This window comes from Paludisphaera borealis, assembly GCF_001956985.1.
Classification (GTDB): domain Bacteria; phylum Planctomycetota; class Planctomycetia; order Isosphaerales; family Isosphaeraceae; genus Paludisphaera; species Paludisphaera borealis.
Window position 1 is genome coordinate 2,952,275 of record NZ_CP019082.1, and the last position, 21,073, is coordinate 2,973,347.

14 protein-coding genes and 1 tRNA gene are annotated in these 21,073 nt (G+C 65.5%); 8 read left to right on the forward strand and 7 right to left on the reverse strand.

Annotated elements, in window-relative coordinates; translation table 11 throughout:
- Positions 1-86 precede the first annotated feature (86 nt).
- Entirely contained in the window at positions 87-974 is an 888-nt protein-coding gene (locus BSF38_RS11455) for a Uma2 family endonuclease (protein WP_076345706.1), read from the forward strand.
- Positions 975-1,373: 399 nt separating this feature from the next.
- Here the strand turns inward: BSF38_RS11455 and groL are convergent, their stop codons facing one another.
- From groL to BSF38_RS11475, 4 genes are all read right to left on the reverse strand, one after another.
- Positions 1,374-2,996, reverse strand: a complete 1,623-nt coding sequence (gene groL, locus BSF38_RS11460; protein WP_076350772.1) for a chaperonin GroEL — start codon at positions 2,994-2,996, stop codon at positions 1,374-1,376.
- Positions 2,997-3,131: 135 nt separating this feature from the next.
- On the reverse strand, positions 3,132-3,422 hold the full coding sequence (gene groES, locus BSF38_RS11465; RefSeq protein WP_076345708.1) for a co-chaperone GroES: 291 nt from the start codon (positions 3,420-3,422) through the stop codon (positions 3,132-3,134).
- Between the two features lie 309 nt (positions 3,423-3,731).
- Positions 3,732-4,718 (reverse strand): membrane dipeptidase, encoded by a 987-nt coding sequence (locus BSF38_RS11470; protein WP_076345710.1) that lies wholly within the window; start codon positions 4,716-4,718, stop codon positions 3,732-3,734.
- A 31-nt stretch (positions 4,719-4,749) separates the two neighbouring features.
- Positions 4,750-6,420, reverse strand: coding sequence for a hypothetical protein (locus tag BSF38_RS11475; RefSeq protein ID WP_145952080.1), 1,671 nt, complete (start codon positions 6,418-6,420; stop codon positions 4,750-4,752).
- 389 nt (positions 6,421-6,809) lie between these two features.
- Here BSF38_RS11475 and BSF38_RS31120 point away from each other — a divergent pair.
- From BSF38_RS31120 to BSF38_RS11495, 4 genes are all read left to right on the forward strand, one after another.
- Positions 6,810-6,880 (forward strand) — tRNA-Cys (locus BSF38_RS31120).
- Between the two features lie 656 nt (positions 6,881-7,536).
- Positions 7,537-8,643 carry a slipin family protein gene (locus tag BSF38_RS11485; protein ID WP_076345714.1) on the forward strand — a complete coding sequence of 369 codons (1,107 nt, stop codon included), beginning with the start codon at positions 7,537-7,539 and terminating at the stop codon, positions 8,641-8,643.
- A gap of 254 nt (positions 8,644-8,897) precedes the next feature.
- Positions 8,898-9,470 (forward strand): hypothetical protein, encoded by a 573-nt coding sequence (locus tag BSF38_RS11490; RefSeq protein ID WP_145952081.1) that lies wholly within the window; start codon positions 8,898-8,900, stop codon positions 9,468-9,470.
- A 127-nt stretch (positions 9,471-9,597) separates the two neighbouring features.
- Positions 9,598-10,185 carry a DUF2239 family protein gene (locus BSF38_RS11495; protein WP_076345718.1) on the forward strand — a complete coding sequence of 196 codons (588 nt, stop codon included), beginning with the start codon at positions 9,598-9,600 and terminating at the stop codon, positions 10,183-10,185.
- A gap of 373 nt (positions 10,186-10,558) precedes the next feature.
- On the opposite strand, the gene BSF38_RS11500 is transcribed toward BSF38_RS11495, so the two are convergent.
- Positions 10,559-11,788, reverse strand: a complete 1,230-nt coding sequence (locus BSF38_RS11500; protein ID WP_076345720.1) for a Gfo/Idh/MocA family protein — start codon at positions 11,786-11,788, stop codon at positions 10,559-10,561.
- Positions 11,789-12,154: 366 nt separating this feature from the next.
- Here BSF38_RS11500 and BSF38_RS11505 point away from each other — a divergent pair, with 366 nt between their 5' ends.
- Positions 12,155-13,447, forward strand: a complete 1,293-nt coding sequence (locus BSF38_RS11505) for a hypothetical protein (RefSeq protein WP_076345722.1) — start codon at positions 12,155-12,157, stop codon at positions 13,445-13,447.
- 9 nt (positions 13,448-13,456) lie between these two features.
- On the opposite strand, the gene BSF38_RS11510 is transcribed toward BSF38_RS11505, so the two are convergent.
- On the reverse strand, positions 13,457-15,376 hold the full coding sequence (locus tag BSF38_RS11510; protein WP_076345724.1) for a class I SAM-dependent methyltransferase: 1,920 nt from the start codon (positions 15,374-15,376) through the stop codon (positions 13,457-13,459).
- A gap of 853 nt (positions 15,377-16,229) precedes the next feature.
- Positions 16,230-17,414 (reverse strand): hypothetical protein, encoded by a 1,185-nt coding sequence (locus BSF38_RS11520; protein ID WP_076345728.1) that lies wholly within the window; start codon positions 17,412-17,414, stop codon positions 16,230-16,232.
- A gap of 978 nt (positions 17,415-18,392) precedes the next feature.
- On the opposite strand from BSF38_RS11520, the gene BSF38_RS11525 reads away from it, so the two are divergent.
- On the forward strand, positions 18,393-19,970 hold the full coding sequence (locus BSF38_RS11525) for a hypothetical protein (protein ID WP_076345730.1): 1,578 nt from the start codon (positions 18,393-18,395) through the stop codon (positions 19,968-19,970).
- Between the two features lie 58 nt (positions 19,971-20,028).
- Positions 20,029-21,006, forward strand: coding sequence for an aldo/keto reductase (locus BSF38_RS11530; protein WP_076345732.1), 978 nt, complete (start codon positions 20,029-20,031; stop codon positions 21,004-21,006).
- Positions 21,007-21,073 lie beyond the last annotated feature (67 nt).

Here is a 21,073-nt window from a genome sequence, read left to right on the forward strand (position 1 = left end):
GCCGCAAAACACGTCGGTCTCGCCAGTCGTTGAAGTCCGGTTGCGATCACTGTCGACGTTCCGAGTCATCTCCAGGAGATTCTCTCATGGCGACGAAGACCCCCAATACAACGCCGAACGAACCGAATCGCCCCACCGCGTCCCGCGCCAGGTCCAAGGCCGATGCGGTCGACTCGAAATCGGCGGCTCCCGCGCGGCCGAAGGGCGTCGCGGCCAAGCCCACCGCGAACGCCAAGCCCAAAGCCGCGCCGGCCGCGAAGGCCGAGGCCGCCGCGAAGCCGAAACCGAAGCCGGCCAAGTTGACGGCCGCGGCTTCGGACGCCTCGAAGACTCGCAAGGCGCCGGCGCCGAAGGCCGCTCACGCCAAGCCGGCCGTGAGTAAAGAGCGCCCGCATGCGTCCGAAGCCTCGCGGATGGCGAGTCGCAAGACTTCGGCCAAGAAGACGAGCGCGGGGAGGGCCGACGACCGCGATGCTTCGACCGGACTCCAAACCGTTCAGCCGGAAGCGACCGCCTTCGAGAACCACGTCGTCAAGACACTGTTCGATTCGCTCGAAGCCCACGTCGCGGCCAACGAACTCGGTCACGTCGTCGGCCCCAAGCAGTTCGATCTGGGAGCCGGCGAGCCGACCGGCCGGCTGCCCGACATCGCGTTCGTCTCCTTCGACCGCTGGGCGCAGTACCGCCGCGTGCCGTCCCACGACCGCTGGCACGTCGCGCCCGATCTCCTGGTTCAGATCGTCCGCAAGGGCGAGCTGGCAGAGGATTTCACCTTCCAGCTCGACGACTGCTTCAACGCCGGCGTCCGTCGCGTCTGGCTGCTCTTTCCCGACAAGGGCGAGGCCCGCGTCTACCAATCTCCGACCGACGTCCACACGCTCAACGACGATCAGGCGATCGAAGGCGGCGACGTCCTGCCGGGCTTCCAGCATTCGCTCGTCCTATTGTTCCGCGAGCCGCAAGCCGGCGAGTGAATCGTCAGACGGCAAGGCGCCCAATACAAGCCCGAAGCGCCAGCGAGTGCATCCTCCCGGCCGGCGGGCCGAGTACGCGAACGCAAAACAATGCACTCGCAGACGCTTCGAGCTGCTCTGAAAATTCCGGTTTGTGGTTTGCCGTAGGGGCGCCCCTTGTGGGTGCCCGATCGCCGAGCGGTCGGCGTGAAACGAACCGGGCCCCCACCAGGGGCGCCCCTACCGGACCTGGTCGTGACGCCATGCGAAAAGCCCCCCATTTTCATGAGGCCGGGCGTCGCCACGGCGTCATGATGGTTTGAATTCGGAGGCCGGGCGTCCCCGCGACGTCGGCGCATAAAAAAAGGGAGCCGACGAATCGGCTCCCTTCTTCATTTCCGTATGGTGTATTGATCAGGATCAATACATGTCTTCGTAGCCGCCGGAGCCCGACTTCTTCTCGTCGCCGGCGGGAGCGTCGGCGATGAGGGCGTCGGAGGTGAGCAGCAGGGTGCTGACGCTGGCGGCGTGCTGGAGGGCCGAGCGGGTGACCTTGGTCGGGTCGATGATGCCGGCCTTGACCAGGTCGGTGTACTCGTCCTTCAGGGCGTCGTAGCCGAAGTTGCCCTTGCCCTCGCGGACCTTGGCGACGACCACGCCGCCGTCCTGGCCGGCGTTCTCGGCGATCTGCGTGAGCGGGGCCGCGCAGGCGCGGACGATGATGCCGAAACCGATCTCCTCGTCGTGCGTCAGGCCGGTCGGCTTGACGGTCGTCGAGGCGCGAAGCAGGGCGACGCCGCCGCCGGGAAGGATGCCTTCCTCGAGGGCCGCGCGGGTGGCGTGAAGGGCGTCTTCGACGCGGGCCTTCTTTTCCTTCATCTCGCTCTCGGTGGCCGCGCCGACGTTGATCTTGGCGACGCCGCCGGCGAGCTTGGCGAGACGCTCTTCGAGCTTCTCACGGTCGTAGTCGCTCTTGGTGTCGGCGATCTCGCGACGGATGGCCTCGATCCGACCCTTGATGGCGTCGTGGCTGCCGGCGCCTTCGATGATCGTCGTGTTGTCCTTGTCGACCTCGATCTTCTTGGCGTGGCCAAGGTCTTCCAGGCTGACGTTCTCGAGCTCGATGCCCAGCGCCTCGAAGATCGGCTTGCCGCCGGTCAGAACGGCGATGTCTTCGAGCATGGCCTTGCGGCGGTCGCCGTAGCCGGGCGCCTTGACGGCGGCGCAACGGAACGTGCCGCGAAGCTTGTTGATGACCAGGGTGGCCAGCGCCTCGCCTTCAAGGTCTTCGGCGATGATCAGCAGCGGCTTGCCCGTCTGCGCGACCTTCTCGAGGACGGGGACCAGGTCCTTGACCGACGAGATCTTCTTCTCGTGGATCAGGACGTAGGCGTCTTCGAGCACCGCCTGCATCGTGCCGGGGTTGGTCACGAAGTAGGGGCTCAGGTAGCCGCGGTCGAACTGCATACCTTCGACCCACTCGACCTCGGTCTTGAGGGTCTTGCCTTCCTCGACCGTGATCACGCCGTCCTTGCCGACCTTTTCGGTGGCTTCGGCGATCATCGTGCCGACTTCGGTGTCGAAGTTCGACGCGACGGTGGCGACCTGCTCGGTCTCTTTCTTGTTGGTGATCTTCGTCGACAGCTTATGGAGCTCGGCGACGATGTCGGTCACGGCCTTGTCCATGCCGCGCTTCATCAGCATCGGGTTGACGCCGGCGACCACCGCCTTGAGCCCTTCGTTGTAGATGGCCTCGGCCATGACGGTGGCCGTGGTCGTGCCGTCGCCGGCGACGTCGGAGGTCTTGCTGGCGACCTCCTTGACCATCTTCGCGCCCATGTCTTCATACTTGTCTTCGAGCTCGATCTCCTTGGCGACGGTGACGCCGTCCTTGGTGACCGTCGGCGAGCCGAACGACTTCTGAATGATGACGTTGCGGCCGCGCGGGCCGAGCGTCACCTTGACGGCGCGGGCCAGTTTCTGGATCCCGCGCTGCATCGCCTGGCGCGCTTCCTGATCAAACGCGATCATCTTGGCTGCCATCTTGCTTTGATCTCCCCACACCAAAAGGTGAAAGTGTTCGTGTTTCCGCGATCCCCGACCACGTGATTCATGCGCTCAAGCCGCCGCGCGGCGGCCGGCTCGGCCCCGCTCAGCACGGCTCGGCTCGATCCGGCTTCAGCCGATGACGGCGAGGATGTCGTCTTCGCGCATCAGCAAGACTTTCTTCTCGCCGTCGAGCTTGAACTCTTCGCCGGCGTAGGAGGTGAACAGAACCACGTCGCCGGGCTTGACCTGGAGCTCGCGACGCTTGCCGTCCTTGGTCACGCGGCCATCACCCACCGAAACGACCTTCCCCTTCTGGGGCTTGTCCTTGGCGGTGTCCGGCAGCACGATGCCGCCCGCGGTCGTCCCCTTGGCCTCTTCCCGCTCGACGACGACGCGATCTCCCAACGGCTTCAGATTCATCTGACCCTTGCTCCTCTTGGCGACTGACTTCAAAGTTCCGGTCTTGGCCGGGCCCGGGAAACGCCGTGAAGCCGACTCGCCGTCTCGAATTCCCCGGGCGGCGCATTGACTTGCCTCACCCGTTAAGCAAGCCTTATGCCGACCGATCCACTATTCGTAAGTAGCCTTGAAAGCAAAACTTACGTCACGCCCAATTTCTTCCTCCGGAGCGTCGCTCCTGCCGACCCTGGCATTACGTCGAGCCGCCATGTCATTTTGGCAGGCCCGCCGGACGGGCGCGGGTGACGGCTTCAGGCCCGGATCGGCGGGTCAGATCCGGGCTCCAGCGGCGGCTTCGACCAGGCGGCGGGCGTTCTGAAAGCCGAGCAGCGCGGCGACGCCGGGGCTAAACACTTTCGACAGCCATTCGGCGACCTTCTCGACCTCGCTAAGCCCGGCGACGGTCGCGTCGAGTTCCAGGTAATCGGTCCCGACGCCGATCCCCTCGTAGCCGGTTTGACCTCGGAACGGCGACGCGGCGAGGGCTTCGATCCTCGACCTGAGCGCCTCGGCCGATTCGACCGCCGGCGGGCCGACGCTCAGACCGATCACGCCACCCAGGGCTCGAAACCGGCCCGGGAAGTCGGGGCCGAGGCCGTCGATCGACCCGTGCGAATGAAGGAGCGGAAGCCGGTTCGCGCGGGTCTCGTCGTGCTCGAACCACGCCAGCACGTCGGCGCACGTCGGGGCGTTCATGTGGGCCAGGTCGAGCAGCGGCCTAGACCCGGGTTTTCCGGCCAGGGGTGCCAGATCCAGCAGCCGCTCCAGAAACGCCCGGCCGAGATCGCTGAGGCCGCGCGCGTCGTCCGCGTCAGACGAGCCGCCGAGAAGGCCGTCGGCCGTTTCGACCGGCTGGTACAGTCGGACGCCGCGCTCGAACAGCGGGGCGAGGCGATCGAGGTCCGCCGGCGACCGGACCAGGCGGTCGAAGCCGGACACGCCGAGCAGGCCCCAGCAAAGGCCCTGGTCGGCTTCGGCCCGCCAGCGGTCGACGTCATCGGGGGTGGCGACCAGCCGGCCGGCGAACTCGGCCTCGTACCGATCGATCATGGACGCGAGGGCGAGCCAGGGTTCGGCCTGACGCTCCCAGTCGCCCGCCGCGCGGCCGCAGGCGAGGAAGGCCAGCGACGTACCCATCAGGTAGCCGTCGACCTGCGCCACCTTGGCGGCGATCTCCGGGTAGAAGGACGCGTCGTACTGCGACGTTTCGGCGGCGTACTGGAGCGCCCAGTTGCAATGCAGGTCGATCAAACGCATGGGTTCTCGTTCTCGGATGCGGGGGACCGTCTCAAGGAGTGTCCGGCGGCGACTGGGGCACGCGGTCGAGGAACCGCGCGACAAGCCGTCGGAGGTCCGGCCAGCGTACCAGATCCCAGGCCCGGCCGCCCTCCTCGCCTCCTCGCCATACGACGGGGGCCCCCTCGGACAAGCTGACAGTCAGGGGCGACAAGGCATTCAACCCCAGCATCGGCAACGCCAGCCGACCCGGCCAGTACACGCCCGCCCGGCTGGTGGGACGCTCCCCCGCGCCGGCCCCTGCCCGCTCCCGCTCGACGACGGCGGCGGCCGAGTGCTCGGGCCGGTCGATCGACTGGAGCCCGAGTTCGAGCGTTTTATCGCCCCAGCCGACGAGCACGCTCGTCCCCCGCACAGCCGCCTCAAGCGGACGACCGGAGACCCGACCCAGCGCCACGGTTTTCGACTCCGCGGCGTTCTTGCCGCCGCCGAACAGCCCCGACATCGGCCTGACGACGCGGGCTAGAATACGCTCGGCGTCTTCCGCTCGGTCGGTGTGAAGGGCGAGCAGGACGCCGCCGGCTCGGCCGGCCTGTCGGGGATCGGCGAGGCCCGCGACAGTGACGCCGCGGAGGATCGGCCAGAGGTCGGCTTCGAGCCTGACGCCTCGGGCCATGGCCAGAAAATTCAGCCGAACCCGCAGCGGCGCGAGCTGGGCACGGGCCGGATCGGCCCGGTCGACGCGATCGGCCACGTCGAACAGTCGATTCCAGTAGTCGGCCCCGCGCCCGAAGGCGATCGCCACGGCCGCCTGGGCACTCTGCGCCGGAACGCACGCCAGCCACGAGGGATCGAGAACCGCCCCTTGCCCTTCGGCGGCGGCCGGCACGCGTTCCGGATCGAGCCCCGTGCTCAGGTTCAGATCAAGATGGTCGTCATCGAGAGCGAGCCGGCCGAGGCTCGTCTTCACTCCCCCCGCGCGAGCGGCGGTCGCGATCCGCGACAGCGTCAGGTTGGCCCCCCCTGGAGGGGCGAGCCTGTCGAGATCGAAGCTCAGCCGAAACCCCGAGCCGTCGACGCCGGCGGGAAGCGGCTCGGTCGCCTTGGGATCGGCTTCGGCCTTTGCCCGCAAGACCTGGACGGCCGATGCCAGTTCGTCGCGCCGACCGGCGAACGCCACGCCTTCCGGCAGCCGGGCCCCGACCGCCGCCCCAGGGCCTCCCAGACGCTCGACGACGACCGGCGGATCGGCGATCGGTGGTTCGTTCGCGCCCCCGGAGAGCCGCAGCGACGTGATGAGGGCCGAGAGCGTGCCGTCGTCCTCGGGCGCGATCACGCGCCACAGCGGCTTGCCGTCCTCGGGAGCGAAGCCGACGGCCAGTTCGACGTCGTGGAACGCCTTCCACTCCGCGATCATCTGAGGATTGAAGATCGCGGCGACCGCCTGGAGCGGCTTGCCAAGCTGGCTGATGTCGGCCGTCGCCCGTCGCCACGCGGCCATCGCCGCCGCCGGGTGCGGCGAACGCGAGTCGGCGAACAGCCCAACCACCGCCGCGGCCTGCCGGTCGGGATGAACGGCGCGGACGACGATCGCGGGCTCGCGACCACCTGGAGGCTCCTCCGCGACGACCGCGGACAGCGTCGACGCGATCACGACGCCGAGGCCCAGCACGCTTCGCCGCGCAACCTTCACCGAACTACTCGCATCTCGAATCCGCATCATGATCGCTCGCCGCCTCCCTCGTTTGATCGACCGATCCAGGATAGCGAGCAAGGCCGAGCGACGACACGCCAAGCGCCTCACGGCCCGGACGGAAACCGTGGCCCACGGGAACTTCCGAAATCGAGGCGAACATCAGGACCGGCCCGCGCGTCTCAGTACCGGAATCATCGACTTCCAGGCGAAAGGAGCGAGGGGCCATGTTAGGTTGTCGCGGCTATCTGCAAACCAGAACCAAAAGCGCCGATCGCTCCGGCGACGCGCTTCGCCAGTGACTCCGCCCGACGGCCCTTCTCCCGGTCCGCCACGGCCCGGCGTCATGCGACGTCGGGCTTTTTTTGTTGGCCGTCGTCCGTCTTTGACAATTCGGCGTTCGCACATCTTGTCTCAACGACGCTGGAGCCAGACGGCCAGGCGACCGGCTGCAACCCGGTTCAAGTGGGTTCGACTCCCACCGGCGTCTCTCGCGACGACCCTCCAACTCACAAGGAGCGTCGCACTGATTTTCAAGCAAGCGGCCGGTCTCGTCGGCTCGACGGCGCGCCTTTCTCGTGTGCTCACGATCGGCGGTGCGCGTTCCGTATCGGGGTTCGAAAACACGGCGGGGCCGGATCGTGGTAGCTCAGCGGATTGAGCATCAGGCTAGGAACCTGAGGTCACGGGTTCGACTCCCGTCCACAAACCCGCGATTGGTTTTCCCACCAATTGCCCTACGACGCTGAAAACGTCGCAGACCATGAAGCCGAAGGAGGACGGGCGGCCGGACCGGTCGGCCGGCGCACGGCCCCGAGCGTCTCGCGACGCACGGCCCGACGCCGGCACCGCCGACGGACGCCCTGTAGCACGCGGATTCCGCCCCGTTCGGTCGACGGCCAGCACGCCGCGACGGACGATCGTCGAGCAGCCGGGCGCACGCCCGATCGCTCGACCCGTCCCGACCCGCATGCAAACCATCGCCCGACGAGGCTCAAGCGTCGCTCCGCGACCCGACGCGCGACCATCGGTCGTCCCGTCCCCCGACGGCGTTTCATCGTCCATCCGATTCATCAAGGTCTCTTATCATGCACAATACTTAGAATTCGGCCGCCGGACTGGGTCCGGGGCCGGGGAGGCTCAGTCATGTTCCTTTTCAAGCGGCTCAAGATCCGCAGCTTCGAGATGGGTCTGCACTTCCGCGACGGCGAGTTCCGGGGCCTGATCGGCGTCGGTTCGCATTGGATCTTCGACCCGTTCAACCGCACGAACGTCGAGGTCGTCTCGCGCCGCGCGCCGTTCCTCGCGCACGAGAAGCTCGACCTGATCGTCAAGTCGGGGGTGCTCAAGGGCTACGCACAGGTGATCGACCTTCAGGATGATCAGCGCGCGCTGGTCTGGATCGACGGCCGGTTCGCGCGGATCTTGCCGCCGGGCCAGCACGTCGTCTGGCTCGGCCAGCGCGAGGTGAGGGTCGAGGTCGTCGACGTCCGCGCTCCGAGGTTCGAGCACGTCGACCTGAAGGTCGTGCTTCAGAGCGCGACGGCCCGCGAGCAGCTTGAAACCGGAGCGGTCAATCGCGGCTGCGTGGGCGTGCTGTTCCTCGACGGCCGTTGCGCGGGCTTGCTCGATCCCGGCCCTTGGGCGTTCTGGAAGCGGTCGGCCGACGTCCGGGTGGTCGAGGTCGACCTTCGCGAAACGACGATCGACGTGCCGGGCCAGGAGATCATGAGCGCCGACAAGGTGACGCTCCGGCTCAACGCCTCGGCGACCTACCGCGTCGTCGACCCGCGCAAGGCCGTCTGCACGATCGACGACCACAAGCAGGCCCTTTACCGCGAAGCCCAGCTCGCGCTTCGGGCCGTCGTGGGAGGCCGCGAACTCGACGCGCTGCTCGCCGACAAGGAAGCCGTGGCGGTCGAGGCCGCCGGCCTGCTCGCGCCCCGGGCCGAGGCCCTGGGACTCGCGGTCGCCTCGCTCGGCGTCCGCGACCTGATCCTCCCGGGCGACATGAAAGACCTGATGAACAAGGTCACGGAAGCCCGGAAGGCCGCCGAGGCCAACCTCATCACCCGCCGCGAAGAAACGGCCGCCCTTCGCAGCCAGGCGAACACGGCCAAGCTCCTCGCCGACAACCCGACCCTCATGCGGCTTCGCGAACTCGAAGTCCTCGAAAAGGTCGTCGCCGGCGGCAAGCTGAACGTCATCCTCGGCGAGAAAGGACTCGCCGACCGCGTCCTTAACCTCCTCTGACCGACCGGCCGCGACGAACCGGATCGTCCGGCCGGTCGACTTTTAGGCGGACACACTTCCCTAAACTATGGGCCAAGCCAACCAAGAATGGCCGCACAAGGCGTAATTTAGCCAACCAAGATAACACACGTGCACCATCAGCAACACACCTCCTTGATTCGTATTTCATTGAAGCCCCTCGATCACTTACGATCTCCGGAGTTGTTGCGTGAACAACGGCACACATACCGCCGCGCCAATTCCAGGAGTCACCCGTGTTGAACCGGATTTCGCATGCCTCCAAATGGTTGCTTGTTTTGGGAGTCTGCTCGGCCTTTTCCCCCTCCTTATACGCAGATGGCATCTACATATCCGACCATTTAACAGACGAGCAAGTATTCCGCCCATTAGATGGCACGGTGCGCGTCGACTTTCAAATTCAACTCTCAATGTCATCCAATTACGCTTTCGAGCGAATCAGAGTCACGCCGCTCTACAACGCCCATGGAGACATGATCCAGCTTGTCGTCCCCGATTGGTCCATAGCCGACTTCCCCAAGGGGGTTGGAACGGAGTCTCTGTTCTGGGCCCTGATCGACAAGGACACGCCGCTCGGCCTCTACGACAGTTCCTCCCCCACGTCCCATCAGCCGGCGATCTTCACTGCCTACGCCCTCAACCCAACCGCACAACCTCTCGACGAGGCGTCTGTCTCCATTTCCTTCTCTCTTGATATCCAGCCCAACCCCCTCGCCGTCCCCGAGCCCTGCTCCGCCCTCTTGCTGTGCCTGGGCGCGATGGTCCCTCTGGGACCATTCGCACTCCGCCGCCACCGCTGTCGAAGCTGAACCCGCCAGCCTCCCGTTCGAAAAAAATCTTCGACCACGATTTTACCCGGGCGATATTGCCTGCCGATATTATCCGGGTAAAATACGTCGGGCATCGAAGAATTCGATTCAAGGGGAGGACCGAAGAATGGATGGCGAACGGCGGTTGTGCACGGCGTTCGAGGGTGATCAGCGGATCGCGCGGGGGTTGTTGATCGACGTGGCGGTCGAGGTCAAGCGGGTGGTGGATCGGGGCGAGTCGGCGCCCGTATTGATCTTCGACGACGAGACGAGCGAGCAGGTCGAGATCGACCTGCGCGGGACGGTCGACGACGTGTTGAAGCGGTTCGAGCGATCGACGGAGGCGGCCGACGACGCGCCGCGAGGTCCGGGGCGTCCTCGGCTCGGGGTCGTGTCGCGCGAAGTAACGCTCTTGCCGCGACACTGGGAATGGCTCGGCGATCAGCCCGGCGGCGCGTCGGTGACGCTCCGCAAGATCGTCGACGAGGCCCGCCGCGCCAATGAAGGGAAAGACCGGGTCCGTAAGGCGCAGGAAGCGGCCTACCGGTTCCTCTCGACGATGGGCGGCAACTTGCCGGGCTTCGAAGAAGCCAACCGGGCCCTGTTCGCCGGCGACGCCGACCGGTTCGCCCGCGAAGTCGCCCTCTGGCCCGCCGACGTCCGCGAGCACGCGACGAACCTTGCCCTCGCCGCGTTCCAGCCGACGAACCGTTGACAACCCGCCCCCGAACTAAGACAGGTGTCCTCGATCGGGAATTCTATCAATCCCCGGATCGCGCGGATTTTCACAGTTCACGGATGCTCCGATCCCAGTCTGTGGAAATCAGCGCAATCCGCGGACGAGTCGCGAGGAAGCCCAGGTCGGCGGCGCGGAATCATCGATCCGCCGATTGACGCCGGTCAGGGATTTCTCAAAGTGTGATTCGCAAGAAGAAAAGTCACCTGAGCGTTCGAGCCGAATGCGGAGTGCGGCGGCTTGCCGCCGCTTGGTTGTCAGGCGCGGAGCAAGCTCCCGCACTCCAGAAAGACGGTTCGGCCGCACGCCAGGCGTCCTGAAGTTTCAGTCGAGCTTTCTGTTTTCAGATCGTTCAGACGATCTCTTCGGTGGTCGGGTCCCAGCGGACGGTGGTCCCTCGGCGGTAGGAGTCGATGGCCATCCGGCAGGCGATCGAGGTGCGAAAGCCCAGCTCGAACGGGACGGCCGGCTCACTGCGGCTCCGCACGCAATCGAAGAAGTTCTGCATATGCAGACCCGTGAAATCTTTGTAGCCGGCCGAGGGCTTCGATTCGTTGGGCTTCGCGCCCCTGGCGATCACCTCGAGATTCCCGTTGGAATGGCTGTAGCTCAGCGTCCCCTTGTTGCCGAAGAGGAAGTCGCGGCCCTCGCCGTAGTAGCCGTTGCCGAACATCGACGTGAACGTGAACAGCAGCTTTTCCGGATGGCTCATCGAGACCTGGAAGGTGTCGGGGACGTTCATCTTGGGTGACAGGTAGTTCGCGCCGGTCATCGTCACCGAATCGGGGATCGAGAGGTTGAGGGCGCCGAACCAGAAGGCCAACGTGTGGACCATGTTCTCGAACACGTTGCCGCCGGAGTAGTCCCAGAAGAACCGCCAGTTGATGTACCGCTGGGGGTCGAACGGGACGGCCTTGGCCTCGCCCTGGAAGGCGGCCCAATCGACGTGTTCCAGGTTGCAGTCGGGGGGGACGTCGCGGAGCCAGCCGCCGTACGCGGCGTTGCGGAAGTGGTGGGTCTGGACGAGCGTGATGTCACCCAGATCCTTGGCCGTCACATGCTCGCGGACCTTCCGCACGCCGTCGCCGCTGTTCATCTGCATGCCGACCTGAACGACCCGACCCGTCCCCTCGAGCGCATTCCGCATGCGGCGGGCGTGGTTCGGGTTGAACGCCATGGTCTTTTCCTGGTAGACGTCCTTGCCCGCCTGGATGGCCGCGACGAAGTGGAGCGCGTGCAGGTGCTGCGGCGTGGCGATCAGCACGGCGTCGATCGTCTTGTCGTCGAGCAGCGCGCGGTAGTCGCGGTACGTCGTGGCGCCCGGCGCGATCGCCTTGGCCTCGTCGAGACGCCGGGTGTAGACGTCGGCCACCGCCGCTGGCTCGACGTTCGGGCACTGGATCGCGGCCCGCAAGATCTCCTTGCCGCGCGAGCCGCCGCCGATCAGACCGAATCGAATCCGGTCGTTCGCGCCCCGGACCCGCCCCTTGGCCCCCGCGATCGCGGTCGTCGCCGCGCCCGTCATCGCGGCCCCGGCCGCTCCTCCGATCATCGTCCCCAAGAAACCGCGACGGCTCGACATGGTTCGCCTCATGGAAGAAAGAGAAGGAACGGACGGAACGGACTCACGCGGAAGCACATCAAACGAGGGAGAACGTCGGCATTCAAGAACACCCCTGTCGCGGTTCGATCTTCCCGACGCAGGGCGTGCTCTCCGGCCCCATCATACAACGCTCGAAGGTCGGGATGTCCTCCCCGCTCCAGTTCTTCGTGATCGCCGCGTCGGCGGAACATGGATTGGACTTGAGGGAAAATTCGACCTCTGATAGGTTTCCGCTCGATCCCAGGCGCGATCCCCAGGACGGGGATTCGGATTGGAACGCCTGCCCCATCCATCCCCTCGTTCAATGCATGGTTTCTAGCCAGACCGGCATGGAGGCCTCCTGGCATGAATCGCCGCACCGCGCTATTGCTGACGACGTTGCTGGGAGCGTTCTCTCCCGCGAGCCTCCTCGGCCAGGAAGCCAAGCGGCGCGCCCCGAAAACACGTTCCCGTCAGGATCGTGGGTTTCAACCGGCGTCCTCGACTTCGGCCCTGCAAGCCGAGGAGCCGCCCATCCGCGACGACCCCGATGCGGAGCCCGCGAGCGAAGACCCGCCGGTCGGCTTCAGCAATGAGCCGGGCTTCCAGTGGAAGCGGTTCTCGATCGGCCGTTACACGCGGGTCGCGCAGAATCAACAGAACCCGCAAAAGGCGATCATCGACTGGATCTTCCGCCGCACCGGCGCGAACGACTGGCACGGCGAGAAGACCGCCGTCCTGTGCGCCAGCAAGACCGAGCTGCGGGCTTACAACAGCCCCGAGATCCTCAAGCAGGTCGACGAGGTGGTCGAGCGGTTCACGGGCGCGACGGAGGACGTGCTGTCGATCCACGTTCAGTTCATCGCGGCCGTCGACACCCGCTGGCGGCACACCGTGTTCTCTCGGTTGACGTCCGTCGGCAGCGGCCCGCAAGGCCAGCAGATCTGGATGATGCGGGTGGAAGACGCCGCGTTGGTCCTCTCGCAGATGCAGGTGCAGCAAGGCTTCCGCAAGCTGGCCGACCAGCGCGTCGACATGGTCAACGGCCAGACCCTGACGATCAAGACCGCCGAGCCCCGGACCTTCTCCGGCGGCATCCAGCGCGAGAGCGCCGCCGGCACGGGCTTCCAGCCCAAGGCCGACAAGCTGGAGGAGAGCATCGTCCTCCGCCTCAGCCCGCTCCTCACGTTCGAGGGGGACGGCGTCGACGCGGCCATCGACCTGACCGTCAACTCGGTGCAGTCGTTCCAGCGCACCAAGATCATCGCCCCGCGCGAGATCGGTCCCAGTGAGATGTCGATCGACGTGCCGATCTCGTACCAGACCCATCTCGACCAGACCGTCAAGAACTGGCCGCTCGGCCAGACGCTGCTCCTCAGCGGCGGGATTCACCCCGGCATCATCGACAAGAAGGGGGGATGGCTCGGCACCCCGCTCGGCGCGCCGAGCAGCACCGAGGTCCTCGTGTTCCTCGACGCCGAGACCGTCAGCCGAGCCAAGACCCGGTCACGCAACACCGACGTCACCGCCGCCCGCAGCGCCGACGACAACAGCAACGACGAGGAAGAAGAACAGCCGGCCCCGCGGCCGAAAGCCCGCAAAACCACCCGCCGCGCCACCCGAGGCCCCGACCTCGACACCGAGCCCGAAGCGAACTGAGGGCCGACCTCAACCCCGACCGTCAAGCGTCGAGACGAGGTTGGCTTCCGAGTCGCTAGGTTTCGTCGCTGTCCAGCAGGATGGGCAGAGCGGGTGCCCGGCGTCCGCGACTCCGAAGAACTCGTGGACAGCCGGCGTCACGCCCAAGAGCCAGTGAGCCGTCTGACGATAGTCGTGGCCCGCGAGAATTCCCCCGGGCTTGACTTTCGGCCACCAGGTCCGCAAGTCCTCCATGACACTCTCGTAGCTGTGGTCGGCGTCGATGAAGCATAAGTCGACGCTGCCGGCCTGGAAGAGGTTCGCGGCCCGAACGGATGTGGTGAAGATCGGCACTACCAGATCATCCACGCCGCAGCTTATCAGATTGCAGTGGAAGACTCCGGCCATTGAGCCGCCCAGTGACGGTGCGATGTCTTGGCCGGTCATATCCGACGCCGATCCCCGCCCGGTGTCGACCGCGTAAAGAGTGATAGCCTTGCCCGACTCCCGGATTTTGGCGGCGAGGTAGCAGGTGGAACGGCCCGCCAGGCAGCCCACCTCGACGAAGACAGCCCCATCCGGCGCGGATTCGACGGCAGCGTCGTATACGGCGGCGAAGTCGAACATGCCCGGGATCTGGTCCCAGGACGAAGCCCGCTGCGCCCAGGGGGAATCGAGTTCGACCGGTCCGACTGAACTGGTCGGTTGGACGAACGGCGGGGCCGACGAAGGCGTCACTTCGCGAATGAATCGAGCCGATTGCGCTTCAAGGAGGTCGGAACTCCATCGCAAGGCTTCGATTCGGGCTCGCCGGGCGTGCTCCTCCATGAGTTCCGGATCGTCCCAGAGTCGACAGATCGCCTCGATCCACGGGCTCACCTCCTCGCCGGTCGGCAATTCGCGCGAGTAGGGCATCAGACGTTCGGGAAGCGGTAAGACGACCCCGGAATTCCCCAGGGTCTCGGGTATCCTCCCTCGGTCGGAGCCGATGACGGGAATCCCGTTGACCATGGCTTCGATCGCCACCAATGGCTGGTTTTCCCACCAGAGCGAAGGCAAGAGGCAGACGCGAGTGACCTCCCAAAAGTGCCTCGGGTCGGGCGTATGAGTCATCAGATGTACGTTGCCGTGGTCCCGCAAATCCAGTCCGCAGTCGACGAGGGTGCGCTCGGTCCCTCGCGACTCCACGACCAATACGGGTATGTCGGGACGTTTACGTCCCAACTCGTCGGCGATGCGGGCGAGTGCGAAGACCCCTTTTTCCGGCGACGGGTTCACGAAAGTCAGGTATTCCGGCCTCCTCGTCTCGGTCCGGACCCTCTCAAGATCGATCAGATTGGGAAGGGCCGTGCATTTCAATCCGATCGATCGACGGTAGTGATCGGCCGCGAACCGCGATGGCACGATCACCGCGTCGACGTTCGCGAACGTGTCACGGGTCCGATAGCCGAAATTATGCAGGGCGAAGACGACCGCGATCCCTCGGGCGCGAGCCTGGGAACGAAGCGCGTCGTCCAGGACGTCTCCTTCGTAGGTGACGATGCACCGAGGCCGAAATCGATCCAGCGTCTTCTCGTAGATTCCAAGGAACTCCGCGCGTTCCTGGTCGCTCAGCGCGTCGTCGCTGGGCCGCCCCCGGTACAGCGTCACCGGCACGCCGTGCACGGTAAGCCGTACCTGGGGGGCCTCCAAGGATCGCATGCCGCTCGAGTCGAACGACCACGCCGTACCGAGATCCGCAGCGGTCGACTCTTCGATCTCGTGGTAGCGACCACTGTCCCATCTGGAACCCGAGAGGGCCTCGACGGCGATCCCGCGCCTCGCCAGGCCTTCGAGAAGCGACCGTGAGGCCACGGCCGCCCCGCTTGAATTGTCGAGATAGCAAGGATAGGCCGCGAACAGGACGCGAGCGGCCGGCGGCTCGGTGGGCGGGGTATCAGTAGAGGACATCGGGTTTTCTATTCGTCAGGGTTCTGCGGGATCGAAAACCGCCCGGATCGCCTCTCTGTCTGAGGATCGCACCCGTTGCCCGGTCCTCGCGGCCGATTCACGTTTTCTGATACACCCTCAGTTCTTCATGGGCGGCTCGTCCCAGTGAATCAGAGGCTTGAATGGATTCACGTTCGCCCCCAGGGCGAGAGTCAAGCAGCGCGATGCAACCAGCTGATCGCGCGTGTGGGCAGTGCATGGTGTTCGAGAGGACCAACTCAGCAATCGCCACCGCGTTGGGGTCATCGCAGTAGTAAATAAAGGGAGAGGGCGGGTGGGGGAGGCCACAATCCCGATAAAGCGCCGCCAGGGAGCGGCACATCCGACTCAAATCATCCGCTTGCAAGCACAGAACCCTACAGCGCAAGAAATGGGGGACGGCGTGTCTCGCGAACCGGGCTGGGGCGAGGATCAAGGCGACGACCGAGACCGCGAGCATCAGGCGGCGAATCGTGAACTGCATGCGGGGCGGTTTCATGTCCGAGCCCTCGTTGAGTCTCGACCGTTTCGATGCCGACGGACGCGACCAGGCGTCAACCCTCGGCCGCTGTCCGCGTCCGGGGCCTCCCGTAGTCGGGCATTCAGCCGACCGCCGATCCTGCCAGCCTTTAGCGGTCGGCGGTTCATGAGTGGCCGTCGACCGTTTGAGAGGCTCGACCGATCCACGAAGGCCATTCTCCCACGGCGCTCGAGGGAGTGGCTACGACGTTCGTCATGCTGTCGGTCGTAACCACCACTGTGTCGGTGTGGTCGGGTCCGGGTGGACAACGCTTACGGATATCCCGAACGACCAAGCCACTTTGTACAGGGCCACTCAGACACCGCTCGGAGGCTGGTACATTAAGTATGTGACGTAGTGTTCAGGCGAGTAGGTGCTGCCCGCGGGAACCTTGTGCCCGATGGTCAGATTTAGAACTATACCCTGGTAATATTTCATCATTTGACTATCCCACATGGATACTGCCCGACTAGTTTCACCTGCGGAGACGCTCCACTCATGAACATAAACATCCGGGGGATATCCAGCGAGCCAATAGCCCGTCTTCCCACATGGGTCATCGAGGTTCCACTCGCCGGACGCCCATCCCGGCGGACTGGATCTTTCGTCCCTCGCCTCCATAATTTCGGTTCTTGGCAAACCCGTCACTCTGTCATTGAACCTACGCGATCGATCCGGCTTCACCAGTTGAAGAAACATGAACTTACCGCCGACCGATGATGCCGCCTTGGTGCTGGCTGTGATCTCGATCCCGGACTCCGCTTCGGTCTCGCCATAGGGAGTAAGGCACAATCCTGTCCAGATAAAAGCGTATGGGTTACCGGCTTGCGGCGTACCCTGATGCTCCACCGTCAATGTGGCCGTGTCCGGAGAGACGGTGGTGAACGTGCAGTGCAAGACGGAATCCGGGGCCGTGCCCGTGGGCTCCGCTTTATACTTGATCGTCAACTTCACATCGTAATTCTGCGGGGCGACCGTGGCGGGGATGATGAAATCATACCCCGCCTGATTAGTGGGCACCCCGGGCGTCATGCTGACGAACTTGTGCAGGGACGAAGCGTCCTGGCCGTCACCGCCGAAATAGCTCTTAATGTCGCTGCCGCCGGACCAAGTATAGGACAAGATCTTCGATGTATCGATGTTCTCCACCCAGAAGTGCATGATGTCGCCAATCGGAGCCGGGTTGTTGTTGTAGAGGATCCAATTCTTCGGCTTGGCAGGGTCTTCTCCCGGGGCCAAGATCGAGCCTACGCTGCCGCCGCTGCCCTTCAAGGTCGGATAGTAGGCCGGGGGGTTGCCGCCGGAGCCGCTCATCGTCGTGAAGTCGAGCGTGGAATCGCGAGCGGTGGAGCGGCTGGCCCCAGGAGCGAGGGCCAGGGGACGAATCGCGCCAGGCGTCGAGACAGCGGCCGATCGTAAGCGCGTGACCCCGGAGCGGTTCGCCGGAACCGCCACAGCGACGCCCGCGGACGGCGTGTTTCCGGCGTTCGACGAACGCATGGCGCGATGAACGGGATTCGATCCGGCCGACGCCGTGAAGATGCCGTTTGCTCCGAGCGCGGATGTGTGAGCGACGTGGTGCTGTGAGCCCGCTGCTTTCGACGCCGTCAATCAAGCCACGACCACCGAATTCGCGAAGCCGCGGTGAGCCAGAGATGCACCGTCGCCGTTAACGAGCCCCTGGATTCGCACTGGCATCGCGGTCGAAGCACTGTTTCTCCCGTAGCCGACCCACCCTCCATGAGCCGTCGGAGACGGCACGGCAACGCCGGCGACCAGCGTCGACAGCACGAAGCGTTCCTCGAGATGATCGATCTTGGGTGTCAACGTCCGCGATCTGCGCGCGGAGCGTCTCATGCTTCGTATCCTCGATGATTTTGGCCACGGGTGCGTCAAGTCAACGGAGTTCAACCATCGGCGATCTGCTGGCTATCTTGCACGGGATGGCGGGAATTGGTGGGCACGCGATAAACCGGACATTAAGCCCGTACGAATCGTTTAGCAAGATAAATAACTCGCTCGCCTTTACATTTAAATACCATCATCAAGCATACTAGAGCGGTTAACCTTTGAGTCGCGCACAGCAGGGGCGGCCGGAAGACCGCGTGACTGTAGGGACGTCCCTTGTGGGCGCCCGAATTGCGGGGCCGCCGCGGTCGCCGACGCCGATCGGGCGCCCACAAGGGACGCCCCTACGTGTGCAGCCCAAACGCGAACCGCTCTAAATGACAAAATCGAAGTCACTCGAACTGCGGATGGCGCCAGTTCCGATCCGCGGCGGTTTCGACGCTTGCCACGGGCCCGCACCTCCTACCAGAGGGGAGCGGCGTGCATCGATCGGCGATATCGAACCGCTCCATTCAAATCGCCCGCAAGCTGGAGTCGAGGCTCTTGCCGCGCCGAAGAACCTGGTAAACTTGCCAGGCGACGAGGGACGCTCCGGCCCTCCGCTATGCTTCACCTGAAAGGACGACGATGATGGGCACGCAGCGCACGCGTCGGGAGTTTCTGGGGAACGTGGGTCGGGGGATGCTGGTCGCGAGCGTCGGCTTCGGCACGGCGTTCGACATGGGGCTCACGCCCGCCTGGGCGGACGGCGAGAAAGGCGAACGCCTCGTCTTCGGCGGAATCGAACCGCTCGTCGGCCTGATGCAGGAGACGTCCGTCCAGAACCTTCTTCCAGTACTGGTCGAGAAACTCCGGTCGGGAACCGAACTGAAGCAACTCGTGGCCGCCGCCGCGCTCGCCAACGCGCGAACGTTCGGCGGCGAGGATTACATCGGCTTCCACACCCTGATGGCGCTCGCCCCCGCCTACCACATGGCGAAGGAGCTGCCCGAAGACCGCCGCGCCCTCCCCGTGCTCAAGGTGCTGTACCGGAACACGAACCGGATCCACGAACACGGCGGCGCGGCCTCGGAAGTCCTCCACACAGTCAAGCCGGGCGCGCTCTCCGCATCCCACGAGTCGGGCGAAGCGCTCCGCGACGCGGTTCGCGGGAAGGACATGAAAGAGGCCGAGCGCACGTTCGCCGCGATCGCCGCCATCTCGCCCGATGAGGCGTTCAACAGCCTCCTCGTCGCGGTTGAAGACGAGACCGAAGTCCACCGCGTCGTCCTCCCCTACCGCGCCTGGGAACTGCTCGACGTCGTCGGCCCCGAACAGGCTCACACGATGCTCCGGCAGTCGGTCCGCTACTGCGTCAAGAGCGAGCAGAACAGTCGGCGCACGGCCGAGAACGTCGAGCCTCGCGCGCTCTTGCCTCGGCTGTTCGACCAGCACAAGCTGCCGAGGACGTCGCCCGGAACGAAGCGGGCCGACGACGCATGGGTCGCCGCGATGAGCAAGACGGTCTTCGAATCGAGCCCGGCCGCCGCCGCCGACGCCGTCGCCGCGGCCCTGGCCGAAGGGATCGACCCGCGCGACGTCGGCGAGGCGATCGCCCTGGCCGCGAACCAGCTCGTCCTCCGCGACGCCGGCCGCCCCGAGCGCTGGGCGTCGCCGGGCAAACCTCCGGGTAGCGTGCACGGCGACTCGGTCGGCGTCCACGCCAGCGACGCCGTCAACGCCTGGCGGAACATGTCGCGCGTGGTCAACCCACGCAACGCCGCCGCCTGCCTGATCCTCGCCGGCTACGAGGTCGCCCGCGACCGCCAGGCCCGGGCCGCCGACTTCCTCAAATGGACCCCGCGCCCGCTCGCCGAAGTCCTCGCCGACGTCAAGTCGACCGACGCGAACCGCCTCGTGACCGAGCTGGAATCGGCGGTCCAGGCCAACCAGCAAGAGATCGCCTCGGCGCTCGTGCACCGCTACGGGACGCTCGGTCACGACCCCGCGCCGGTCTTCGCGCTCTTGCTCAAGTACGCCGTGAGCGAGGACGGCGCGCTCCACGCCGAGAAGTACTACAACACGGTCCGCGAGGAGTTCGCCTCGACCCGTCCCGCCTTCCGCTGGCGTCAGCTCGTCGCCCTCGCCCGCGTCACCGCCAGCGAATGCGGCCGCCCCGCCCCCGGCATGGCCCAGGCCCGCGAACTGCTCAAGGTCATAAGCACATAACCCTCTATCTCGGCCCCGACCGGCTCGCCACGAGCCCTTTCTTCCACGAGGAGTCGTCATGGACTTCAATCGTCGAGATTTCCTCCAGACGGCCGCCGTCGGGGCCGTCGTCGCTCCCGCGCTTGGAGCCGGCGCCCTCGCCGACTCCAAGCTGCCGATGCGCGACTTCGGCAAGACCGGCATCAAGGTCTCGGCCCTGGGCTTCGGCTCGGGGAGCCGGTTCTTGATGTACGAACAGGAGGACCGCGCGCTCGAGGCGCTGACCTTGGCCCTCGACCTCGGCGTCACCTACATCGACACGGCCCACTCGTACGGCGACGGCAAGAGCGAGGGGTGGATCGGCAAACTCATGCCCGAGCGTCGCAAGCAGGTCACGCTCGCGACCAAGATCGCGGCGCGGAAGGCCGACGACGCCCGCCGCCAGATCGAGCAATGCCTCAAGCTGCTCCAGACCGACCACCTCGACGTCCTGCACATCCACGCCCTGTCCGGCCCCGAAGACCTGGCCGCGATCGAGGCGAAAGGGGGCGTGCTGGAGGCATTGTACGAGGCCCGCGAACAGAAGATCGCGCGGGCCATCGGCATCACCTGCCATGCCGCCCCTGAAGCCTTGAGGACGGCCCTCGAACGGCACGACTTCAATTGCACCCAGATGGCGCTCAACGCCGCGATGGCCCGGATGGCCGAGGGAAAAGGGGGCATGAAAGCGACCCGCATGCCGACCGGCGGCTTCGAGGAACTCGCGCTGCCGGTAGCCGTGCGCAAAGGAATGGGCGTCATCGCCATGAAGGTGTTCGGCCAGGACCAGATCACGAGCGCCGCCCCGATCGACAAGCTGCTCGCCTATTCGCTCTCGCTCCCCGTCAGCCTGGCGAGCCTGGGCATGCCCAAGCCCGAGTTCATCCGCCGCAACATCGCGCTGGCCCGCGCCTTCACCCCGATGCCCGACGCCGAACGCCGCCGGCTGACCGACTCGATCGCCACCGAACGCAAAGCGGCGCTCGTGGAGTTCTTCCGTGACCATCGGGACGCATGAGAGTGTTGAATCGATTATTAAACGGGTCGGGAGTCCCTTCCATCCCGGAAATCGACTTCTGATCGGT

What these genes read in the sequence shown, in the direction of transcription:
- BSF38_RS11455 (WP_076345706.1), top strand. Translation starts at nt 87, where the DNA reads ATGGCGACGAAGACCCCCAATACAACGCCGAACGAACCGAATCGCCCC.
- groL (WP_076350772.1), bottom strand. Translation starts at nt 2,996, where the DNA reads ATGGCAGCCAAGATGATCGCGTTTGATCAGGAAGCGCGCCAGGCGATG.
- groES (WP_076345708.1), bottom strand. Translation starts at nt 3,422, where the DNA reads ATGAATCTGAAGCCGTTGGGAGATCGCGTCGTCGTCGAGCGGGAAGAG.
- BSF38_RS11470 (WP_076345710.1), bottom strand. Translation starts at nt 4,718, where the DNA reads ATGCGTTTGATCGACCTGCATTGCAACTGGGCGCTCCAGTACGCCGCC.
- BSF38_RS11475 (WP_145952080.1), bottom strand. Translation starts at nt 6,420, where the DNA reads ATGATGCGGATTCGAGATGCGAGTAGTTCGGTGAAGGTTGCGCGGCGA.
- BSF38_RS11485 (WP_076345714.1), top strand. Translation starts at nt 7,537, where the DNA reads ATGTTCCTTTTCAAGCGGCTCAAGATCCGCAGCTTCGAGATGGGTCTG.
- BSF38_RS11495 (WP_076345718.1), top strand. Translation starts at nt 9,598, where the DNA reads ATGGATGGCGAACGGCGGTTGTGCACGGCGTTCGAGGGTGATCAGCGG.
- BSF38_RS11500 (WP_076345720.1), bottom strand. Translation starts at nt 11,788, where the DNA reads ATGTCGAGCCGTCGCGGTTTCTTGGGGACGATGATCGGAGGAGCGGCC.
- BSF38_RS11505 (WP_076345722.1), top strand. Translation starts at nt 12,155, where the DNA reads ATGAATCGCCGCACCGCGCTATTGCTGACGACGTTGCTGGGAGCGTTC.
- BSF38_RS11510 (WP_076345724.1), bottom strand. Translation starts at nt 15,376, where the DNA reads ATGTCCTCTACTGATACCCCGCCCACCGAGCCGCCGGCCGCTCGCGTC.
- BSF38_RS11520 (WP_076345728.1), bottom strand. Translation starts at nt 17,414, where the DNA reads ATGCGTTCGTCGAACGCCGGAAACACGCCGTCCGCGGGCGTCGCTGTG.
- BSF38_RS11525 (WP_076345730.1), top strand. Translation starts at nt 18,393, where the DNA reads ATGGGCACGCAGCGCACGCGTCGGGAGTTTCTGGGGAACGTGGGTCGG.
- BSF38_RS11530 (WP_076345732.1), top strand. Translation starts at nt 20,029, where the DNA reads ATGGACTTCAATCGTCGAGATTTCCTCCAGACGGCCGCCGTCGGGGCC.